23 protein-coding genes are annotated in these 16,852 nt (G+C 57.1%); 20 read left to right on the top strand and 3 right to left on the bottom strand.

The genetic code is table 11. From position 1 onward, the window contains the following. Window positions 1-681: 681 nt before the first annotated feature. Complete coding sequence (locus KHO07_RS18025; protein ID WP_212625099.1) at window positions 682-993, top strand: DUF1654 domain-containing protein; 312 nt, start codon at window positions 682-684, stop codon at window positions 991-993. A 51-nt stretch (window positions 994-1,044) separates the two neighbouring features. Here the strand turns inward: KHO07_RS18025 and KHO07_RS18020 are convergent, their stop codons facing one another. The 3 genes from KHO07_RS18020 to KHO07_RS18010 are packed head-to-tail and all read right to left on the bottom strand — an operon-like array spanning window position 1,045 to window position 2,721. Beyond that, window positions 1,045-1,491 (bottom strand): hypothetical protein, encoded by a 447-nt coding sequence (locus KHO07_RS18020; RefSeq protein WP_212625098.1) that lies wholly within the window; start codon window positions 1,489-1,491, stop codon window positions 1,045-1,047. After that, window positions 1,481-1,777, bottom strand: coding sequence for a hypothetical protein (locus tag KHO07_RS18015; RefSeq protein WP_212625097.1), 297 nt, complete (start codon window positions 1,775-1,777; stop codon window positions 1,481-1,483). Before KHO07_RS18015 ends, KHO07_RS18020 begins: the two co-directional genes overlap by 11 nt. A gap of 38 nt (window positions 1,778-1,815) precedes the next feature. Beyond that, window positions 1,816-2,721: a S24 family peptidase gene (locus KHO07_RS18010; RefSeq protein WP_212625096.1), complete on the bottom strand. Its 906-nt coding sequence runs from the start codon at window positions 2,719-2,721 to the stop codon at window positions 1,816-1,818. Between the two features lie 94 nt (window positions 2,722-2,815). On the opposite strand from KHO07_RS18010, the gene KHO07_RS18005 reads away from it, so the two are divergent. The 19 genes from KHO07_RS18005 (at window position 2,816) to KHO07_RS17915 (ending at window position 16,802) form a co-directional block, all read left to right on the top strand. Continuing rightward, entirely contained in the window at window positions 2,816-3,064 is a 249-nt protein-coding gene (locus tag KHO07_RS18005) for a Cro/CI family transcriptional regulator (protein WP_212625095.1), read from the top strand. A gap of 295 nt (window positions 3,065-3,359) precedes the next feature. After that, window positions 3,360-3,782 (top strand): phage regulatory CII family protein, encoded by a 423-nt coding sequence (locus KHO07_RS18000; protein ID WP_212625094.1) that lies wholly within the window; start codon window positions 3,360-3,362, stop codon window positions 3,780-3,782. A gap of 149 nt (window positions 3,783-3,931) precedes the next feature. Further along, window positions 3,932-4,654, top strand: a complete 723-nt coding sequence (locus KHO07_RS17995; protein WP_212627656.1) for a Rha family transcriptional regulator — start codon at window positions 3,932-3,934, stop codon at window positions 4,652-4,654. Between the two features lies 1 nt (window position 4,655). Next, complete coding sequence (locus KHO07_RS17990) at window positions 4,656-5,627, top strand: phage replication protein (RefSeq protein ID WP_212627657.1); 972 nt, start codon at window positions 4,656-4,658, stop codon at window positions 5,625-5,627. Further along, a complete protein-coding gene (locus tag KHO07_RS17985; RefSeq protein ID WP_212625093.1) occupies window positions 5,614-6,408 on the top strand; it encodes a hypothetical protein in 795 nt (264 codons plus the stop codon). Before KHO07_RS17990 ends, KHO07_RS17985 begins: the two co-directional genes overlap by 14 nt. Beyond that, window positions 6,408-6,878, top strand: a complete 471-nt coding sequence (locus KHO07_RS17980) for a hypothetical protein (RefSeq protein ID WP_212625092.1) — start codon at window positions 6,408-6,410, stop codon at window positions 6,876-6,878. The genes KHO07_RS17985 and KHO07_RS17980 overlap by 1 nt, the downstream gene beginning before the upstream one ends. Window positions 6,879-6,940: 62 nt before the next feature. Further along, on the top strand, window positions 6,941-7,474 hold the full coding sequence (locus KHO07_RS17975) for a recombination protein NinG (RefSeq protein WP_244858310.1): 534 nt from the start codon (window positions 6,941-6,943) through the stop codon (window positions 7,472-7,474). After that, window positions 7,471-8,052 carry a hypothetical protein gene (locus KHO07_RS17970; protein ID WP_212625090.1) on the top strand — a complete coding sequence of 194 codons (582 nt, stop codon included), beginning with the start codon at window positions 7,471-7,473 and terminating at the stop codon, window positions 8,050-8,052. The genes KHO07_RS17975 and KHO07_RS17970 overlap by 4 nt, the downstream gene beginning before the upstream one ends. 473 nt (window positions 8,053-8,525) lie before the next feature. Next, window positions 8,526-8,765, top strand: a complete 240-nt coding sequence (locus KHO07_RS17965; protein ID WP_212625089.1) for a hypothetical protein — start codon at window positions 8,526-8,528, stop codon at window positions 8,763-8,765. A 430-nt stretch (window positions 8,766-9,195) separates the two neighbouring features. Next, on the top strand, window positions 9,196-9,384 hold the full coding sequence (locus KHO07_RS17960) for a Com family DNA-binding transcriptional regulator (RefSeq protein ID WP_212625088.1): 189 nt from the start codon (window positions 9,196-9,198) through the stop codon (window positions 9,382-9,384). 5 nt (window positions 9,385-9,389) lie between these two features. Beyond that, the gene (locus tag KHO07_RS17955; protein ID WP_212625087.1) at window positions 9,390-10,247 is read left to right on the top strand and encodes a putidacin L1 family lectin-like bacteriocin; all 858 of its coding nucleotides are present in this window, start codon (window positions 9,390-9,392) and stop codon (window positions 10,245-10,247) included. A 239-nt stretch (window positions 10,248-10,486) separates the two neighbouring features. Further along, window positions 10,487-10,825, top strand: a complete 339-nt coding sequence (locus tag KHO07_RS17950; protein ID WP_212625086.1) for an MFS transporter — start codon at window positions 10,487-10,489, stop codon at window positions 10,823-10,825. Beyond that, window positions 10,822-11,166 (top strand): hypothetical protein, encoded by a 345-nt coding sequence (locus KHO07_RS17945; protein ID WP_212625085.1) that lies wholly within the window; start codon window positions 10,822-10,824, stop codon window positions 11,164-11,166. The genes KHO07_RS17950 and KHO07_RS17945 overlap by 4 nt, the downstream gene beginning before the upstream one ends. Before the next feature lie 53 nt (window positions 11,167-11,219). Beyond that, entirely contained in the window at window positions 11,220-11,459 is a 240-nt protein-coding gene (locus tag KHO07_RS17940) for a hypothetical protein (RefSeq protein WP_212625084.1), read from the top strand. Between the two features lie 428 nt (window positions 11,460-11,887). Then, on the top strand, window positions 11,888-12,502 hold the full coding sequence (locus KHO07_RS17935; RefSeq protein WP_212627655.1) for a putative metallopeptidase: 615 nt from the start codon (window positions 11,888-11,890) through the stop codon (window positions 12,500-12,502). A 30-nt stretch (window positions 12,503-12,532) separates the two neighbouring features. Continuing rightward, a complete protein-coding gene (locus KHO07_RS17930) occupies window positions 12,533-12,994 on the top strand; it encodes a DUF2280 domain-containing protein (protein WP_212625083.1) in 462 nt (153 codons plus the stop codon). Then, complete coding sequence (locus KHO07_RS17925) at window positions 12,981-14,282, top strand: terminase family protein (RefSeq protein ID WP_212625082.1); 1,302 nt, start codon at window positions 12,981-12,983, stop codon at window positions 14,280-14,282. The genes KHO07_RS17930 and KHO07_RS17925 overlap by 14 nt, the downstream gene beginning before the upstream one ends. After that, window positions 14,279-15,739, top strand: a complete 1,461-nt coding sequence (locus KHO07_RS17920; RefSeq protein WP_212625081.1) for a DUF4055 domain-containing protein — start codon at window positions 14,279-14,281, stop codon at window positions 15,737-15,739. Before KHO07_RS17925 ends, KHO07_RS17920 begins: the two co-directional genes overlap by 4 nt. Continuing rightward, window positions 15,714-16,802 carry a minor capsid protein gene (locus tag KHO07_RS17915; protein ID WP_212625080.1) on the top strand — a complete coding sequence of 363 codons (1,089 nt, stop codon included), beginning with the start codon at window positions 15,714-15,716 and terminating at the stop codon, window positions 16,800-16,802. Before KHO07_RS17920 ends, KHO07_RS17915 begins: the two co-directional genes overlap by 26 nt. The last annotated feature ends 50 nt before the right edge of the window (window positions 16,803-16,852 follow it).

The following is a 16,852-nucleotide window of genomic DNA, read 5'->3' as shown; positions in this document are numbered from 1 at the left end:
CCGGTTACTTGTCCGGCGCTGATGTCACCAGCAGATCCTGTGGGCTATGCCCGCTGCGGGGCGCTGACAAGGCGCGCTCTCCGGAACCGATATTCTCTCGTCGGTCAAAGCGCCCAGCACTTTAGTGGCTGGGGAGACTGTTGCTCGGCAACGGTGGGTTATTCCTTCATGGCGGTAGCTCCTATCGTTCGCTCACTGGGCAGGCAGTGGCCACCTGTGATTTCCCGTCTAGCCCTGTCGCCAAGGCCAGCCAGTGAAATCTGTTTCCCATTCCATGCGCGGCGCCGCGGTTTCCCCACCTGGCCGGCGTCACACATTTCGTGTTCGGTGTTCTTCGCCGGCTGGCTTGCATGGTTTGGCGTACTCCCATAAGGGGAGTCCGGCAGGTTCCAGAGCCTGCATGGAGATCGAAGTTTGTGTTTCGCGCTGTGCCCGTTTCCGGGGATCGATCCGCGAAGATTCCAGACTGTTAAAGAGCGGCGGGTCTGTTGAGGCCCTGGCGCCTTCTTGTTGTTTGGCGTTGAACAGAAGATAAGCTAATGCCTAATATGTGTAAATAGCTAATGCCTTATTTTTTAATATTTTGCCTTATCAGGAAGCTTTTTTTGGGATAGGAATTTTTAGAGCGCTGAGATAAGCTTTGCTTTAGCTGTATGGATAACCAGTATTTGGAGCTTTGGAATGGCGAAGGCGAAAAAACAAGAGAGGCATATAGAACGGGCTGAAATGAGCGGGATAGAGCGGCTTGGATTGCGCGTGTCTTCGATGATCAATCACCCAGTTGCGCAGGTTCAGCGCTGGGTGACAATCCATCGACTGGATACGGATGGCGAGCGGGAGTGGGAGGAGGTGATGGGGTTACTGTCAGAAACAGACGGCATAGACATGACGTTCAACGACGATGAGTCTGTGACGTTGAAGTGGGAGGCGAGTGCGGTGGAGGATCGACCGGTGGAGGTGTTCGAGCCTGAGGAAGAGCCTGCGCCTTTCTGACAGGCAATAAAAAGCCCGGCGATAGGCCGGGCAATCGAATTTCTGAACTTGCTACTTTAAGGCCTGCTGCGCCTTGATTTGCTCAAGCAGCAACCTTGTCTCGGCCGACTGCTGCTTCATGTCTTGAAGAGCGGCGGAGGTGTCACGTCCTGAATCGAAGTTAGCAACGCCATACGCCATTACAGCGATGACGATACCTACGATAGCAATCACTGAAAGGATCGAGTTAAGAATTATCGTGCCCTTCAACCCTCTGACGCCCGCAAGATCCTTGTCGAGCAGCTGCAGGCTGTGATTCATTTGCATCAGACCATCGCTGACCTTTCCTTCAAATTCCTTAAGGCGCGCATCAACCTTCAGCTGCTGATTATCGAGTCTGGCGTTGAGTTCTTCACGAGTAATGTCGTTCATGATTTTAGTATGGGCATCTTCAACCGTTCTGTCATCAGTCCTACCCTCATGAACGCCCTGAAACCAAAACGGTTTGTCATTCGCCATGTTTCGGATACTCATATTTCATAAAGTACTGAATTCGAGCCCACGCAAACGATCGCAAATTTCCGCAATTCTTGCAGCTTATGACAAAGACAGGGTTGAGCACGCCCCGAGAAAGCGGTTCTTCCCAGCCGGCAACCTTCATGTCGGGAATCGTAAACCAATCATCCACACCACACGCTTCGCATGGGCGATTATTGATTGTTTTTAAAAAAGCTGCCGCAACCTCATCAGTCAATGACTGGATTTCTTGCTGTAGCTCTTCGGGCGTCTGTAGTGAATCGTCCAAACTGCAACACCTTTGATAAGGGGCAAAATCGATAGGAGCTATACCAGGCTGGCGTTCCACACCAACAATACCCGCGCCTGGATAAAGGTATCGTCTGCCCTGATGGTTTGGGGCGGATGCCGGGGGTTGTCAGAGAGCATGTTGATCTGCTCATCACCTAGCCACTGTAGCCGCTTGATGTAGAGGTGGCCTTCCCAAGAGAACATGTAGATCCCGTCGCCTACGAACTCGCGAATGCTGACGTCGACCAGCAGCGGGTCACGGTGCTTGATGGTGGGCGCCATTGATTGGCCCCAGCCTGTAACCATTTTCAGGTGAAAGTGTTCTTTGAACTCAACACCCATCTCGCGCAAATGCTGCGGGCTGACACGCACGTCCTGAAACATCTCGGGATAGTCGTGTGGGATCTGCCCGCCGCCCATCGCCGCACGGACATCGTAGTGAGCAATCCAAACTTCGTCGCCTACGGCTCCCGGGCGGTAGTAATCGCGCTCCAGCACGCCACCTCCATCCTCGGCTTCAGCCACTTCAAGTAATCGCTCGCGAGCTACCTCTGAAAGTCCTTTTCCTTGCTTGGAAAGCATGGCCCGCACGATATCCGCAGCTGATTTTTCACCGTGGGTTTGGGTCAGCCGAATCTTTTTTGGGATGTCAGAGTCGCGATCTGGCGTCGGGTCAATATCTGCTTCAGGGCCTGGTGCGTGCTCTGAACCAGGCCTTCCGAAAGCGAAGTGATGGCTCAGCCCCCAATGCTCAGGCCCAACCACGTCTTCGAAATAGGCGATGACAGCCATTAGCTTTGACTTGTCGATCCGGCCGTTTTTCACCCAGCCCTGAACCGACGGAGGCTTCACCTGGAAGTCGTCTGCGAGTTGCTTTTTCGATACGCCCTTGGCGATCCGCGCTGCCTCAATGGCTGCGCCTAATTCTGGTCCGGTAAGCATTGCCTAATTAAGCCTATCGGCAGATTGGTTAGGCAATAGCTTGTCCAAAATAAGGTAATGCCTTATATTCATTTGCAGTTTCCAGGAGAAAATCATGAAATCAGCAGAAGCAGCCAAAGAAGCATCCCGCTTGCTGGGCAGCCAGGCGGAGATGGCGCGCCTCCTGCGGGTAACAGCCCCCACTGTCAATCAATGGTGTTCCGGAGAGCGTGCGGTACCAGCAAAGCGAGCTTTGCAAATCGAGGCACTGACCGAAGGCCAAATCAAAAGATCAGACCTGTGCCCATCTTTTCCCTGGGCGCAGATCAGCCCTGTGATCGGCCAAACGCTTTCCGCCGCCTAACAGACCACTTTTCGCTTCGAGGCGAGCGAAACAGTTGCGCGCTCAAAACCCCGCAGCTCATCACCGTCAAGTCGATCACGCAAAGGGCCGGCAACCCGCTCAAACGTAGGCCAAAGCCGAAGTTGAGACGACAAGGGAAGGGTGGAAGTCAGGGCGACGACCAAGCAGCAAAGGGCGGCTATCTCGCCTTGTAATTCGGAATGAGTGGTCATTGATAAGTCCCTGATCAGTTGATGACCAGATCATCGCTTTGTTGGCGTAACGCCACCACGGAAACAAATTTGAGGTTTTACGAATGGAAGATTTTCTGCGGGCCTGCCAAAGCGCTGTTCTGGGTAACGAGGCCAAAGCACTGGCGGCAAAGATGGGCGTTGCGCACGTTGGCCTGCTCCAGCGTGCCAACCCCGACAATGATGCTCACCACCTGACCGTGGAGCACTTATTCGGGATCTTGCTGCACACCGGCGACATGCGGCCTCTGACAGCGCTCGCAAACGAATTCGGCTTCGACCTAGTCGCCAAGTCTGCTCCTCAGCCTCAGGCACTCACCAAATCGCTCATCAATGTAGGCAAGGAAGTGGCCGATTTGACTATCGCCGTGCATGAAGCGCTCGGCGACGACCATGTCAGCACCTTCGAAAAAACCTTGATTCGCCAAGAGATCAACCATGTCCGGCAAAGCCTGGACGTGATGGATGCATCGGTGAAGGCCGCCTGAATCCCAGGCACAAAAAAGCCGGGATTGCGCCCCGGCTAATTCGATACCACTCAATGAGGCGGATTATGCAGAGCCAACCCAATTCAAGCAATACCTCGACCAATGTCGCGACACGTTTTGTTAATTCTGAAAACGTGTCGCGTACCACGATGTCTTCCCGCGAGATCGCCAACGTCACCGGTAAGCGGCACGCCAACGTGAAGCGCGACATCACCGCGATGCTGAAAGAACTGAAATTAGATGTACTCAGTTTTGAGCACATCTATTTGGATGGCCAGAACCGCGAGCAGGTCGAATACATGCTCGATCGCGAGCACACCGACTGCCTGCTCACCGGCTACAGCGCGCCGATGCGCATGAAGGTGATTCGCCGGTGGCGCGAGCTTGAACAGCAGGAGGGCGCCCGCGAGCAGGTTCTGCTCAATGGCACAAAGGTCGTCGGCGAGATCGCCATCATGGAGTGCTTCACGCGCCTGCTGAAGCCCGCCCCGTCCTGCCAGATGGCAATGCTGACGAAGATCGCCCAGAACAACGGCCTGGACCCAAAATTTCTACCAAACTACGCCGTCGACGCGGCGCTTGATGCGGCCAGCGGCTCATCGATGTCCACCAAGTCGGCCACGGCCTTGCTGAAAGACAACGGCATCCGTATTGCGCCGACGGCGTTCAACCGTGCATTGGCTGCGAAAGGCTTCCTCAAGCAGCTCCAACGCAAAAACTCCAAGCAGGAGACGGTCGACTTCTGGTCGGTGACTGAGCAGGGCCTTCGTTTTGGCAAGAATTTGACCAATCCTCAATCCCCCCGCGAGACGCAGCCTCACTGGTATGTCGATCGCTTCCTCGAACTGGCCAAACTGGTCGGGAAGGCCTGATATGCAATTCACCGTCACGATCAACCAGGTGAAGGCGCTGGAGTGGGGGCTGAACTCCCAGCAGGCCCTGCTGTTCGCCTTCGTCTATGGCTGCCCGAGCTGGACCAAGCCAATCAAGACGGACGACGGGATCTTCTTCGCGCTGAGCAAGGCCAAGATCATCGAGGAGCTGCCGCTGCTCACTGACAAGCCGGACACCGCATATCGCATGCTGAAGGCCCTGGAAGAGGCCGGTTTGATTGAGCTTTCCAGCACCTCGAACATCACACTGTTTCGCTTGACCGAAAAGGCGATCGAGTGGAACCAGAAGCTTGATGGGTCGGAAAAATATCCGACCCCACCAGAGAACAAGGGTCGGAAAAAAATCCGATCTACCTCGGAAAAAAATCCGATCAAGGTCGGAGAAAAATCCGAGCCAGGGTCGGAAAAATCTCCGACAAATCAGGATACCAATCATCAGGGTACCAATCAGGATACCAGTCAGGACTTGCAGGACGGCCCGGACAAGCCGGCCCGTAACTTGGTGCTGGTGGTTGATCGTACCGAAGGTCCTCGGGTTGAGATTCCCGCCGACATGCCAGGCCCAAAAGACCAGTCCTGCAAAACATTCAAGGTCTGGGCGAACTACGCCATGGCTTACCGCAAGCGCTACAGCACCTGGCCGGTTTGGAACGCCAAGGTCGGCGGGCAGCTCGGCCAACTGGTCGACCGCCTCGGCGCCGATGTCGCTCACCACGTCGCAGCCCACTTCCTGAAAACCAGCGATGCCGCCGTCCTGCGCAAGTGCCACAGCCTCAACGAACTGCTGGCCAACGCCGAGAGCTATCACACCCAGTGGGTGACCGGTCAGCGCATCAACGGCGCCACTGCGCGCCAGTTGGAGCGCACCGAAGCGAACGCATCGGCTGCCGAACAGGCAGCCCAGATGGTTCTGGCCAAGCGCCAGACGGGGGCACGCAATGAGTACCTTTGAGATGAATGACCAGCAGGTTGCCGGCCTGGCGGCAGCGATCTGCGCCACCGCTGAGGCCATGGGCCAGGAGATGAACCCAGGTACTGCGGCAATGATGGCTGAAGACCTGTGCGCTTACTCCGTGCCCGTCGTGAAAGCTGCGCTGAAGGCCTGTCGCTTCGAGGTAAAGGGCAAGCTGGCCATGGCGGACATCCTGCAGCGCGTCCAGTCCGCCGACGGCCGTCCAGGCAAGGATGAGGCATGGTCGATTGCTCTTTGCGGGCACGACGAAAGCGAAACTGTGGTTCTCACCGTTGAGATCCAGCAAGCCATGACTGCGGCCGATTCGATCCTTCGATTGGGTGACAAGGTCGGGGCGCGCATGGCGTTCATGAGCACTTACGAACGCCTGGTAGCCCAGGCTCGCGCCGAAGCGACCCCGGTGTCTTGGAGTGTTTCGCTGGGCCATGACCCAGTACGGCGGGTGACGGCAATTGAATCGGCAGTTCGCATGCAACTGATCAGCCAGCAAAAAGGCACCCAGTACCTGTCTGACCTTCGCATTGCCCCAATCACCGAAGATGGCCAGGCCATTGCTGGCTTGCTAACAGGGTCAGCTGTGCAGCCATCCGCAAAGCTTCGGGCTCGTTGGCAGCAGGTCAGGGATGACCTGCTGGTACTCCGCCGCCGCAAACAAATTCAATACCAATGGGATGCGCGGGCAGAGCGCCGGCGACTCGCCTCACGCAAGGCTGAGCAACTAAAAGCGCTAGAGCAACTGATGCGAAAGGAGCACCCGTGATGACCGACAAAATCAGTGTCAACTGTCAAGCCAAGCTTTCCGAGGCCATCACCAAACTCAGCACCATGTTCCGCGACAAGAAGTTCGTCGTGGTATCCCTGCGAACGGGTAAGGACCGCACGCTCGACCAAAACAGGCTCTGGTTCGCGATGTACAAGCGCATCGCAGAGATGACCCAGATCGGCGACGAGGCTGACGCTCGGCGGTACTGCAAGTTGCACATCGGCGTGCAGATCCTGCTGAACGAGGATTCCGGATTTCAGGCTGAGTGGTACCGGGTGATGCGCCACCTCCCGTACGAAACGAAGCTGGCGATGATGGGCGGCTGCAAACTCTTCGGCCCGGACGGCTTCCCGGTGACCAGCCTGTTCAACCGCGCCCAAGGCATTGCCTACACCGATCGCATCGTCGCGCGCTTTGCTCCGCAGGGCGTGTACTTCGATGACCTGCTGAGCCAGGAGGCCGCGTGAGAACAGCGATCAAGGATGTAAAGCAGAAGACCTGTAAGGCCTGCGGCGAGAAGTTCGCCCCGATGTTCAACACCACGCAGATGGTGTGCAGTCCGAAATGTGCGCTGGCTCATGCACCAGCCAACAGCGAAAAAGCCCGCAAGGCCATCGACCAGCGCGAGCGCCGCGAGATCAAGGTCCGAAAGGAAAAGCTCAAGAGTAGGGCAGAGCACTTGCGCGAGGCCCAGGCCGCTGTGAATGAGTACGTGCGCCTGCGTGACGCACATCTGCCGTGCATCAGCTGCGACTCGATGCCGAACGACAACGATCTCATGACCGGCAGCCGATGGGACGCTGGGCACTACCGTTCTGTGGGCGCCTGCCCGGAGCTGCGTTTCGAGCCGCTGAACATTCATCGTCAGTGCGTGAAGTGCAACCGCAACCTGTCCGGCAACGCGGTGGAGTACCGCATCCGGTTGGTGCTGCGCATCGGCGCCGAAACAGTGGCATGGCTCGAAGGGCCTCATGAGGCACGCAAGTACACCGTCGAAGATATCAAGGCCATCAAGGCCGAATACCGGGCAAAAACAAGAGAGCTGAAGGGGAGAGCAGCATGAAGATCAACTCAGCACGACAGGCGTGGCACGACTGCAAATACAACCCGGCCCCCGGCCAGTCTTCGGACGTTGTCCAGTTGGGCGTGGTGGTGCAGAACACGGAGCGCGGTCCAACGGCAAACCACGCGGTACACGGCGCTATGGCTGGACACATCCAGTCGGTAATCGCTCGGCTGCACCCGCAGATCCGCGTCTTCGGTGACTTCATGTACGCCGCCGAGCAGAGCGACGACATCCGCGAGGCCGCAGAAGAAGTGGTGTTCCTCATTGTGCAGGGAAAGTCGCCCCGGATGACGGCTGCCAAACGGGAGAAGCTGGAGTTTGTGGTGAAGGGCGTCATGAGCCGGTACCGATACATGCACCAGGGCGGCCAATCGGCAAATGAAGACCCACTCGCCAACGCCGAGAAGTTCCGGGCGTGGTTGTGGCAGGTGTACGGGGTCCGGCTGGAGTCGTGCAACTGGGAGCGGGATTGGGGTGGTGTGCTGCAACTGATTTTCGAGTGCTGCGAGGACCTGGATCGCCGCGCACTGAGTCCAGTTGCGGCGGTAATTTACGAAATGCGCGAGGCCGCTTGAGGGCCTATTGCGTTCCCGTGCGGCTCATGGCATGATTTCGCCACTGTTAGAGTTTTGCCCTCGGCAACTTACTCATTGATCCAAGAAAACCCGGCCACCGTGCCGGGTTTTTTCATTTAAGGTCGGTACTCTTCTCCCAATCCCGCACATGCAGGACAAATGAGTCGCCCCTCACGACCCGATCCTGAGCATCGTGTGCACGGATGGAGATCATCAGGGCCGATTGTGTGGAGTGCATTCCTGCAGCGCTTGCCGCCGCCAATGTCCGCTAAGCACTCGTCGTTTGGAAATCTGGCATTGGGCTGTCTGCAGGATCTACATACGGAATTGGGCGTTGGCTGCATAGCTATCTACCTCGAATTTAGTTCGTCTTGGATTGTAGCGCGCGCACACCGCAAGTTTGACAGTGTTACCCAAATGCAGGCGAAAGACCGGAAAGACCCTCCTGCTCATTCAATACAGAGGATCTACCGATGTCGCATATCACTCGCTGCAAAATGACTCTCCGCTCCAAAGGGCTTGTTCAGGGCTCGACGGAATCGCTGACCCGCCTGCACTTCGGTGCCGTGTGGTCGGCCAACCCTAAGGAGGAAGACGCGATCTATGGCAAGTACACGCCATACGGTGAATACACCGTGAACGTGGCTGCCGACCGCGCCGAACATTTCGAAGAAGGGAAGGACTACTACTTCGATATTTCGCCAGCTTTCTGATTTCACTGTAGCCAGGACAGCCCTCGGGAAGGCCTAGACGTCGATAGCCGGATAGTGCGACGTACGGAATCAACACCGCCAGCCCCGCACTCGGACCTCACATGCTTGCAGAGTGGCGCGAGACGGATCAGCGAGATCGATGCAATGGGGCGTCGACGCTGGGATGGTCTTTGGCCGACAGCGCGGAAAGACGCCCGCACTTATTGAAAGCCTGGCCATGCGTTGGCCTATTTGTATCGGCCAGAAAGCAAAAAAGCCCCGACATGTTCGGGGCTTTTTCATTGGCGCGGAAAAAGAGAGGGCGACTCCAGAAGGTGCTGTAACACCCAAAGGAGACGCCAGTTCGCAGATATAGCCTGCAAGCCAGCCAAGGCCCTCACTGCTCGCGCGAGCGGGACGGAGCCTAGCAGAAAATCAAAAGGCTTTGCAGATGTTGAAAGAATGCAGATGCGGTAATTGCAAACGACTTCTCGCCCGGGTGGGTGAGTTTACCGAGCTCCAGATTAAGTGTTCCCGATGTGGGACGCTGAATCATGAGAAGGCCGCGAGCCTCGAGCAATCGCCTTTGAGCGACATGAGAGCGGAATCCTCCGCGAATAATCAATCGACTCATAGGTGACAATTATGGCCGGACGCACACGTACTCCATTTCAAGGTAGCGGCACCTCGTTGCTCCCTGCATATCAAACCATGACGGCTGGGCAGTTCCTTCTTTCTCCAAACGGCCGATTTAAGCTTGTGCTGCAAGCGGACGGTAATTTGGTGCTGCTGGACAATGGCGCGGTGGCATGGGTAGCTAATGAAGCAACTCCTTACAGTTCGACTGTTCCATTGAGAAGCAGCGTGCCGACACAGTTCTACGTTCAATACAGCGCGTTCCTGGATGATCCGGCCCGCGCTCGCACCTGGCTGACTACCAATTCTAGTTTCACCAGTGAGGATCAGTGGAATCGAACTAACCTGATTTTGCAGGACGATGGGAACATTGTTCTCGTTGATTCCAAGGTTCTTTGGAACGCTACTCCATCCATCCCCGTGGATGTGGGTAGTGTTGCGTACATTTTTGGTGGTCCTACCACGCTAGAGATGGGCGTTCCTTACCCAGCTGGCGACGGTTACTTGGTTTTTCAAGGGGACGGCAATCTCGTGAATTATGGTCCAAACGGAAGCGTTCGCTGGGCCAGTTATTCCCAGAATAAAGGGGCTGTTAACGCTGTTTTCCAAGCGGACGGAAATCTTGTTCTGTATACAGCGAACTTCGCACCGATCTGGAACTCCGGCACTGGTGGCAATCCAGGTGCATCTTTGCGCCTCCAGCCAAATGGCAGTTTGGCAATCGTTCAAGAATCTCCTGTCTGGGCTCGTTTTGGGTATACGCCAACGATTCGTCATCGGAAAGTTTACTACCCGGATACCGCTAATCCAGAGCATAACGGTACAGATCCATATCCAACTTATGGCCATATCGGTTGGGAGTTCTGATCGCTCTCCACACCAGCTAGCGGCGTAATGCCGAATTCGCCCCGCGCAGATGAGGCAGGAGTAGCAAAAGGGTCGTGCCTGTTAGGGCGGCCCTCTGACAAGCGAGAACTCTCGCACCCATCTCAAATCCTCGATATTCATCGGGGCTTTTTCGATTTCGGCTCCCCACACCCATCGCTCCGAGCTGGGAGTGCTGCTGGAGCTGATTTAAATCAAGTCATGCCAACGGAGTCGAGCGCATGGAGTACTTGCAGCGCCTGCTCGACAACCTCGACAGGTTTGGATTGTTGATCGCTGGCTTCACTGGCGCTGTCATTGCCAGCTGGTGGCACAAGGACGACCTAAGGGACTGGCGCGCCTGGGCGATCTTCCTGATTACCGGTGTCGCCTGCTCGTGGTACCTGACGAGCATGGTCAGCACATACCTTGGCGTGACCGAACCGAAGATCGTCGCCGGCATCGGCTTCCTGCTGGGCACCTTCGGTGGTTCGCTCCTGGCAGCCATCAACCGCGCCATCAAAGCCGCTGACCTCTGGGCGCTCATCCGCCAGCGGTTTGGGGGAGGCAACCCACCATGAATCTTGAACTGATCAACTCCATCGCCTGTGGCTTGATTGCCTTGTGGGCGACCTGGTGTGTCCTGAGCGGCCGGGTGCGAGACGGGATCCTCGGCAAGCTCATCTATTCAGCGATCGCCATCAGCGGTTTCGTCGTGATGACCCGCAACCAGAACATCTTCTTCGGCCCGACGACGGCCGGGCTGACCCTACATGTGTCCTTGGCTCTTGCCGGCCTGCGCCACATCTTCATGGTCATATGGTGGCAGCGGGTGAAAGCTTGGCTCTGCCGCACGTTGAACTGTGAGCACTGCTTACGCTGCGACAAGGTGCCCGGTGGCATAGAGCGCCGGAGCAAGTAAGTCGCGATACGTTTCGCGAATGAGCAAATTGTGTCGCGACACAGGAATAGGGCATGACAGCAGATATTCACGAAATCGCGGACCGGCGACCCCACCTGACAGTGGTGGCAAGTGACGCCGTCCACGTGCTGCCGTGGGACTTGGTGTGCTCAGTGATTACTGGAGACAAACCATCCGCCATCCTGACCGAGCCAGTAGTGCGCCGGATCATTGAAGAGTGGCTCGAGCAGGTTAGCTCTTCGCGTTATAGCAAGCTCTCAGGGATGCTTGGTATTCCTCCCCCAAACCTCTGAGTACGCTGAGACGTGTATCCGAAGCGTTCCACTGCTGCGCTGAGTCCAGCGAATTACTTAGGTCATCGACCTTCAGCCTGATTGGCTCGCACCTGTCGTGCTCCAAGTACTGAACTCTTTGTTGAGCGGCATTTAGCTGTGTTTGAAGGGTGTTGTTTGCGGCTCTCCATTCGCTGATATAACCGGCCAACTGTTCGTTGGATTTTTTCAGTTCATCGTTCCTCTCTGACGCGACAGACAGGTCGCTTGTTAGCTGACCATATATTGCGCCGGCCGTGACGGCTGAAGATAAAATGGAAAGTGCAAGCGAAATTGATCCTGTGGTCAACCAGCTTGGCCGATTGCTTCCTTGTTGTGACATGAATGCTTCTCTGGGATGGGGGCGACGAGTTTATATCAAGGATGCGAAAGCGTTTAGCGGGGTATTTATGGATAGGCCGGTACCTCCAACAATACTGTTTGAAATAGCTGACTTTGGCATTCGGCTAACGCCCGCACCCGACGTGTGGGAATGGCTCCAAGTCGAGATCCTTGCAGACACCGTCAGCATCCACAACGAAGACCATGCCCATTTACTGGATGCAGACATCCGGGTCATGTGGGCCTCTTCAGCCTTCGAGAAGCAGGGGCGCACAGTGCTTGGCCAAGCCGAGCAAGTAGCGTTCCGCGCCGGTGGTTGGCAGAAAGCCCGCATGGAACAACAGATGCGTGATTGGTTCGGCGAAGTGCCGGCTTTCATCATCACCCTAGCCGCCGATTACTGCGCCCAGTGCAGCGACCTTGAGTTCTGTGCACTGATTGAGCATGAGCTGTATCACCTGGCTCACGCGACCGACAAATACGGTCAGCCAGCATTCACCCAGGACGGCGCACCGAAGATCAAGCTGCAGGGCCACGACGTCGAAGAATTCGTCGGTGTCGTCCGGCGCTATGGTGCGAGTGCTGATGTCCAGGCGCTAGTGGATGCTGCAAACAATCCTGCCGAGGTGGGGAAATTGAACATTGCGAGGGCCTGCGGAACCTGTCTGCTCAAGTCGGCCTGACTTTGACAGTACTTTGACGGATGCCCATCTATGGCCGCACTCAGAGACGAGGTGAAAGCCTTTGTAGTACAGGCACTCGCCTGCTTTGACACGCCATCGCAAGTTGTTGCGTCGGTCAAAGAGCGATTCGGTCTCGATGTCACTCGCCAACAGTGCGAAGCGTACGACCCGACGAAATACGTAGGCCGCAACCTGCATGTGAAGTGGCAGACCCTATTCAACGACACCCGTAAGCGCTTTCGTGAAGAGACAGCCGAGATCCCGATCGCTAACAGAGCATTCCGCCTTCGTGCCATGAGCCGATTTGTGGAGAAGGCCGAGAAGATGAAGAACATCGGCCTGGCCATGCAGATTCTGGAACAGGCCGCGAAGGAAGTCGGCGACATCTACGTCAACCGCAACCGGAAAGACGAGCCTGACGACGAGCCGGCGATTCCGACTCGTATCCAGGTGGATGTGGTGGATGCGAGGAAGCCGAATGCCGAGCCTTAACGTTCCGCAATCGCAGTTCCTGCTGTTGCCCCACAAGTTTCGTGCTTTCGTCGCTGGCTTCGGTTCAGGAAAGACCTGGGTGGGCTGCTCGGCACTTAGCAAGCATTTCATGGAGTGGCCGGGCGTCAACGCGGGTTACTTCGCGCCGACCTACCCGCAGATTCGCGACATCTTCTATCCGACGATGGAGGAGGTGGCGTACGACTGGGGGCTGAAGACCAAGATTAACCAGGCGAACCATGAAGTTCACATATACAGCGGCCGGCAGTATCGCGGAACTGTGATCTGTCGCTCGATGGAAAAGCCGCAGACGATCGTCGGTTTCAAGATTGGTCATGCCCTGGTGGATGAGCTGGACGTGCTGACGTCGCTGAAGGCTCAGCAGGCCTGGCGCAAGATCATCGCCCGGATGCGCTACAACCTGCCGGGGCTGAAGAACGGCGTGGATGTGACCACGACGCCGGAAGGCTTCAAGTTTGTATTCCTCCAGTTCGTAAAGCAGCTGCGTGAAAAGCCAGCGCTGAAGGATATGTACGGCCTGATTCAGGCCAGTACCTTCGACAACGAACTCAACCTGCCGGACGACTACATCCCATCACTGATGGAGTCGTACCCCGAGCAGCTGATCCGCGCGTACTTGAATGGCCAATTCGTCAACCTGACGTCCGGTTCGATCTACCACGCGTACGACCGCAAGCTGAACCAGTGCTTCGACACTGTGCAGCCAGGCGAGCCGCTCTTCATAGGCATGGACTTCAACGTCGGCAAGATGGCGGCGATCACCCATGTCAAACGCGACCAGGGTCTGCCGCGCGCGGTGGATGAGTTGATGGATGGCTACGACACACCGGACATGATTCGCCGCATCAAGGAGCGCTACTGGCGGCACAACGGCAACGACTTCGAGAAAACCTGCGAGATCCGGATTTACCCGGACGCATCGGGCGACTCACGCAAATCTGTCAATGCCAGCGTCACAGACCTGGCGATGCTCAAACAGGCCGGCTTTGCAGTCATCGCGCCGGCAGCAAACCCACCGGTGAAGGACCGGATCAACGCAATGAACGCCATGTTCTGCAACGCGCAGGGCGAGCGGCGTTACCTGGTCAATCCATTTACCTGCCCGACTTACGCAGACGGCCTCGAGCAGCAAATCTGGGCGCCCAACGGCGAGCCCAACAAGAGCCAAGGCAACGACCACGCCAACGACGGCGGCGGTTACTTCATCCACCGCGAGTACCCGATCGTGAAGCCGGTCACCTCAATGAAAATGGGAGTCGCCCGATGATGGACGTCACTTTTACCCGTCCCGAGTACGACGCGGCGCAGTACCGCTGGCGCTTGGTGCGCGACGTCTGCAAAGGATCGGAAACCATCAAAGCTGCTGGTGACCGATATCTGCCGCGGCCGAACGCATCCGACACTAGCCAGGACAATCGGGACCGCTACGACGCCTACAAGAAGCGCGCTGTGTTCTACAACGCTACAGGCCGGACGAAACACAGTCTCGTCGGCGCGGTGTTCCGCACCTGGCCAACGCTTACTGTTCCAGGCGCTCTCGATTACGTGTCAAAGGACATCGACGGGCAGGGTGTGAGCATCTACCAGCAATCGCAGTCTGTCATTGGGCATCTGCTCGAAGTTGGCCGCCACGGGCTACTGGTGGATTACGCGGCTGTCCAGGCTGGCACCGTGAGCAAGGCGGACGAACAAGCGGGCCGGGCTCGGGCGAACGTCGCCAGCTACCCGGCCGAAGCCATCATCAACTGGAAGACCCGTCAGGTCGGCGGCCAGCACCTGCTGTGCCTTGTCGTACTGCGCGAAACGGTTGATGTCGACACAGACGACGGCTTTGGCAGTGAGCGGGTTGTGCAATACAGGGTGTTGCGGCTCTCGGCTGGCATCTACACCCAGGAGGTTTGGGAAGAGGGCAGCAGCAAAACGGAAATGACGGTCGCCCCATTCGCGCCCCTGAATGGCCTGGGCCAGACATGGCGGATCATCCCGTTCCAGTTCTTGGGCAGCGAGAACAACGACACAACAATCGACGATTCGCCGCTGTACGACATGGCGGAAGTCAATGTGGGCCACTACCGCAACAGCGCGGACTACGAAGAGGCGGCTTACCTAGTGGGCCAGCCTCAGCCGTGGATGGCAGGGCTCGATGAGCAGTGGCGTGACCACATGGAGAAGAACGGCATTTTTCTTGGCTCCCGTGCACCTTGGCTTCTGCCGGTCAGCGGCACATGTGGCGTATGGCAGGCTCAGCCGAACACTGTGGCCAAAGAGGCCATGGACTCCAAGAAGGACGACATGGTGTCGCTCGGCGCCCGACTGATCGAACGGGGTAGCGCGGTGAAGACCGCGACCCAGGCCGACAACGATAGCGCTGCCGAACACAGCGTCCTGTCGTTGGTTGTAAGCAACGTCAGCGAAGCTTACAGCCAGTGCCTGGTTTGGATGGCCGAGTTTGTGAATGCCCCGGGCGAAACGCTCTACAAGCTCAATCAGGATTTCAGTCAGATCACCTTGGACGCGACGATCCTTTCGGCATTGTTCAATGCGGTACAGGGCGGCAAGTTGCCGGCGGGCGACTTCTGGCAGTACCTGCGCGATCGCGGGGTTATCGATCCCGAAAAGACCGACGACCAGATCCGCGACGAATTGGAAGCTGAAGCGCCGGCGCTCGACTTGGACGATGACGATGAGGTAACCCCGAATGGCGGCAAACCAAGCGATCCTTGATGCCACGATTCGGCACGCCGTCTTCCTCGAGCAACTGAAGTCGGGAGAGGTCGCCAAATTCGGGCCCTTCCTCAAGGAGATTGATCGGTCGATCCGTGAGCGGCTGACCAGGGCAGATCTGACTGACTATACCGTCGCTCGGCTGGAGCGGCTGCTAAGCGAAGTCGACAGCCTGCTGCTGAGCATCTTCGATCGGTACAACGAGAAGCTGAACCTCGACCTGGTGGATATCGCCAACTACGAGGCCGAGTTTGAGGCGACCAACCTGACCCGGGCGGCTCCAGTGGGCGTGTCATTCGATGCAGCAGTGCCAGGTGCTGCTGCAATCAGGGCTGCCATCCTCACCAATCCGCTCAGCGTGCGTGGTGCGGACGGCGGGAAGCTGCTCGAATCATTCATTGAGGGATTCACCAGCACCGAGCGGCAGCGCCTCACTGGCGCGATCCGGCAGGGCTTCTTCGAAGGCCAGACCAACTTCCAGATCATCAAGAACATTCGCGGTACCAAGGCGCTGAAGTACAACGACGGCATCTTGGCCACGACCAACCGTAATGCCGGCGCCATTGTTCGGACGGCGGTACAGCATGTCGCCACACAGGCGCGCATGGAAACTCTAAAAGAGAATTCCGATGTCGTGCAGTCTGTGGAGTGGGTCAGTACGCTGGACACGAAGACGACCAGTCAGTGCCGAACGCTCGATAAGCGCAGGTTCAAGTTGACTGAGGGGCCACGGCCGCCGATCCACATCAACTGTCGCTCGACAGTGGTGGCGGTGACGCGCTTCAGTGCTTTGTTCGCCAAGGATGCCACCCGGGCATCCATCGGTGATAGCGGCGCCCAGCAGGTGAGGGCAGATCTCAGCTACTACGACTGGCTCAAGCAGCAGCCAGCGGCGTTTCAGGACAAGGCCATTGGCCCAGTTCGCGCCAAGCTGTTCCGCGAAGGTGGTCTGAGCATTGAGCGATTCTCCGAGCTTCAGCTTGATCGCAACTTTTCACCTCTGACACTCGTTGAGATGAAGTCCTTAGAGCCCTTGGCGTTCGAGCGGGCAGGCATCAAATAACTGCTGGCCAACTGGTGGCACGACGGTGATGCGTTCCTCTGTCGCGTGAC

The organism is Pseudomonas sp. PP3 (assembly GCF_905336995.1).
GTDB classification, from domain to species: Bacteria; Pseudomonadota; Gammaproteobacteria; order Pseudomonadales; family Pseudomonadaceae; genus Aquipseudomonas; species Aquipseudomonas reinekei.
Note: the sequence above shows the minus strand (reverse complement) of the source record. Positions and strands in the feature narration are given on the sequence as shown.

Excerpts from the sequence above, each read along its gene's own strand:
- KHO07_RS18025 (WP_212625099.1), top strand. The coding sequence starts at position 682 with ATGGCGAAGGCGAAAAAACAAGAGAGGCATATAGAACGGGCTGAAATG.
- KHO07_RS18020 (WP_212625098.1), bottom strand. The coding sequence starts at position 1,491 with ATGGCGAATGACAAACCGTTTTGGTTTCAGGGCGTTCATGAGGGTAGG.
- KHO07_RS18010 (WP_212625096.1), bottom strand. The coding sequence starts at position 2,721 with ATGCTTACCGGACCAGAATTAGGCGCAGCCATTGAGGCAGCGCGGATC.
- KHO07_RS18005 (WP_212625095.1), top strand. The coding sequence starts at position 2,816 with ATGAAATCAGCAGAAGCAGCCAAAGAAGCATCCCGCTTGCTGGGCAGC.
- KHO07_RS18000 (WP_212625094.1), top strand. The coding sequence starts at position 3,360 with ATGGAAGATTTTCTGCGGGCCTGCCAAAGCGCTGTTCTGGGTAACGAG.
- KHO07_RS17995 (WP_212627656.1), top strand. The coding sequence starts at position 3,932 with ATGTCTTCCCGCGAGATCGCCAACGTCACCGGTAAGCGGCACGCCAAC.
- KHO07_RS17990 (WP_212627657.1), top strand. The coding sequence starts at position 4,656 with ATGCAATTCACCGTCACGATCAACCAGGTGAAGGCGCTGGAGTGGGGG.
- KHO07_RS17985 (WP_212625093.1), top strand. The coding sequence starts at position 5,614 with ATGAGTACCTTTGAGATGAATGACCAGCAGGTTGCCGGCCTGGCGGCA.
- KHO07_RS17980 (WP_212625092.1), top strand. The coding sequence starts at position 6,408 with ATGACCGACAAAATCAGTGTCAACTGTCAAGCCAAGCTTTCCGAGGCC.
- KHO07_RS17975 (WP_244858310.1), top strand. The coding sequence starts at position 6,941 with ATGTTCAACACCACGCAGATGGTGTGCAGTCCGAAATGTGCGCTGGCT.
- KHO07_RS17970 (WP_212625090.1), top strand. The coding sequence starts at position 7,471 with ATGAAGATCAACTCAGCACGACAGGCGTGGCACGACTGCAAATACAAC.
- KHO07_RS17965 (WP_212625089.1), top strand. The coding sequence starts at position 8,526 with ATGTCGCATATCACTCGCTGCAAAATGACTCTCCGCTCCAAAGGGCTT.
- KHO07_RS17960 (WP_212625088.1), top strand. The coding sequence starts at position 9,196 with ATGTTGAAAGAATGCAGATGCGGTAATTGCAAACGACTTCTCGCCCGG.
- KHO07_RS17955 (WP_212625087.1), top strand. The coding sequence starts at position 9,390 with ATGGCCGGACGCACACGTACTCCATTTCAAGGTAGCGGCACCTCGTTG.
- KHO07_RS17950 (WP_212625086.1), top strand. The coding sequence starts at position 10,487 with ATGGAGTACTTGCAGCGCCTGCTCGACAACCTCGACAGGTTTGGATTG.
- KHO07_RS17945 (WP_212625085.1), top strand. The coding sequence starts at position 10,822 with ATGAATCTTGAACTGATCAACTCCATCGCCTGTGGCTTGATTGCCTTG.
- KHO07_RS17940 (WP_212625084.1), top strand. The coding sequence starts at position 11,220 with ATGACAGCAGATATTCACGAAATCGCGGACCGGCGACCCCACCTGACA.
- KHO07_RS17935 (WP_212627655.1), top strand. The coding sequence starts at position 11,888 with ATGGATAGGCCGGTACCTCCAACAATACTGTTTGAAATAGCTGACTTT.
- KHO07_RS17930 (WP_212625083.1), top strand. The coding sequence starts at position 12,533 with ATGGCCGCACTCAGAGACGAGGTGAAAGCCTTTGTAGTACAGGCACTC.
- KHO07_RS17925 (WP_212625082.1), top strand. The coding sequence starts at position 12,981 with ATGCCGAGCCTTAACGTTCCGCAATCGCAGTTCCTGCTGTTGCCCCAC.
- KHO07_RS17920 (WP_212625081.1), top strand. The coding sequence starts at position 14,279 with ATGATGGACGTCACTTTTACCCGTCCCGAGTACGACGCGGCGCAGTAC.
- KHO07_RS17915 (WP_212625080.1), top strand. The coding sequence starts at position 15,714 with ATGGCGGCAAACCAAGCGATCCTTGATGCCACGATTCGGCACGCCGTC.